The organism is Shewanella surugensis (assembly GCF_023284005.1).
GTDB lineage: Bacteria > Pseudomonadota > Gammaproteobacteria > Enterobacterales > Shewanellaceae > Shewanella > Shewanella surugensis.
This window is the reverse complement of record NZ_JAKIKS010000311.1, coordinates 1-1352: the sequence shown is the minus strand read 5'-3', so window position 1 is coordinate 1352 and position 1352 is coordinate 1. Positions and strand designations below refer to the sequence as shown.

The following is a 1352-nucleotide window of genomic DNA, read 5'->3' as shown; positions in this document are numbered from 1 at the left end:
GTTGATTACAATCGAACAAGAAGGCATAGTGCAATTGGGTATCAAAGCCCACTGCATTATGAACAGCAAAAAGTCGCTTAATTGAGTGTCCAGTTTTAGTACGGGGTATCAAGGCCCCTACCCAAGTGAGTAGGGGCCAGAGTTCTACTTTAGGAAACTATCAGTGTTAATTGAATGGCCAGTTGGATTGCCAATTAGGATACCGTGTAAGTTAGATGGTACTGCAATGTAGGGGTGCTCATGGGTAGTAGACACCCCATAAACAACACCGTTTTTTACTTCTGAAGGTGTGATTTCAGACCAAGAAGTATCCGAATAAGCAAATATGCTTGAAGTTACTGAGTAGGTGCTACTAAAACCACAGCAAGCTACAAATAGGGTCCCTCCAAGGTGTTGTAAATACACTGCATCAAAGCCGTTTAGATAAGTTGGAAGCTCAGTACCTAAATCTGTGTAAGCCTTTGTAATAGTATTATACGCCATAACTTTAGTCGCATAGTTAAAGAATAAATTGTTGTTATTGTCACAACCAATAGCTGACGCTTGATTAAGCGAACTCGACGTAATATTGCTCCAACTAGTGCCATCTAAATAGCTGACAGTATTAGTTTGATCTCTTCTACTATAACTGGAATGCAGCACATATAATCTATTTTTGTCATCAATACACATATCAAGTGGGTTATCGATATTGTTATCAGAGATCGTTTGCCATTCAGATGTTGTTACATCAAATTTCATTACGGATTTCTGATTGCTTGAATCAGTAAAGTTTCCTGTTACATATATATTATTTTCACGATCGCAACATACAAAGTTAATACAACCATTAAAAGTTTTATCTAGTATAGTGAGTTCATTACTAGCTATATTATATTTTTTTATAACATAATTACCTCGTTTACCTTGATCACTTTTATTAAGCTGATCACCTGCAATATAAATGTTTCCTAAATTATCACTGCAAATTTGAGTGATGTCATTGAAAAATATGCCATTTAATTTAGTGCCGCTTTGAGTGGGACCACTGACACTTTCAAGATAACCAGTTTGTGTTGATGGGTTCCAAGTTGCGCAGAATAAAAGTCCGTGCCTGAAATGTGTAGCGACGGAGTATTCAGCAAGTTCTGCTAAGTGATTTAATCTCCAGTTATAGGAGATCGAAGAAGCTTGATTTGTAGGACTAGATTTAGTGTGAGGCATAACATACCTTTGTTAATTTTTAATTTTACTTTACCAAATAAGTACCTGAGTATTAAATTATCATAAATTCGTTCACTATTAGAACAACGTGATAATTTCAGTACTTATCGCATCATTGAACTTGTTTGTTTATCATTATTTTTGTATAA

Annotated in this window: 1 protein-coding gene; it reads right to left on the bottom strand. The window is 35.5% G+C overall.

Features of this window, described 5'->3' with window-relative positions:
- Nucleotides 1–144: 144 nt before the first annotated feature.
- Complete coding sequence (locus L2764_RS27195) at nt 145–1203, bottom strand: NHL repeat-containing protein (protein WP_248943451.1); 1059 nt, start codon at nt 1201–1203, stop codon at nt 145–147.
- Nucleotides 1204–1352: the final 149 nt, after the last annotated feature.

Bases quoted from the DNA above. Each gene is read 5' to 3' on its own strand.
- L2764_RS27195 (WP_248943451.1), bottom strand. From the start codon at position 1,203: ATGCCTCACACTAAATCTAGTCCTACAAATCAAGCTTCTTCGATCTCC.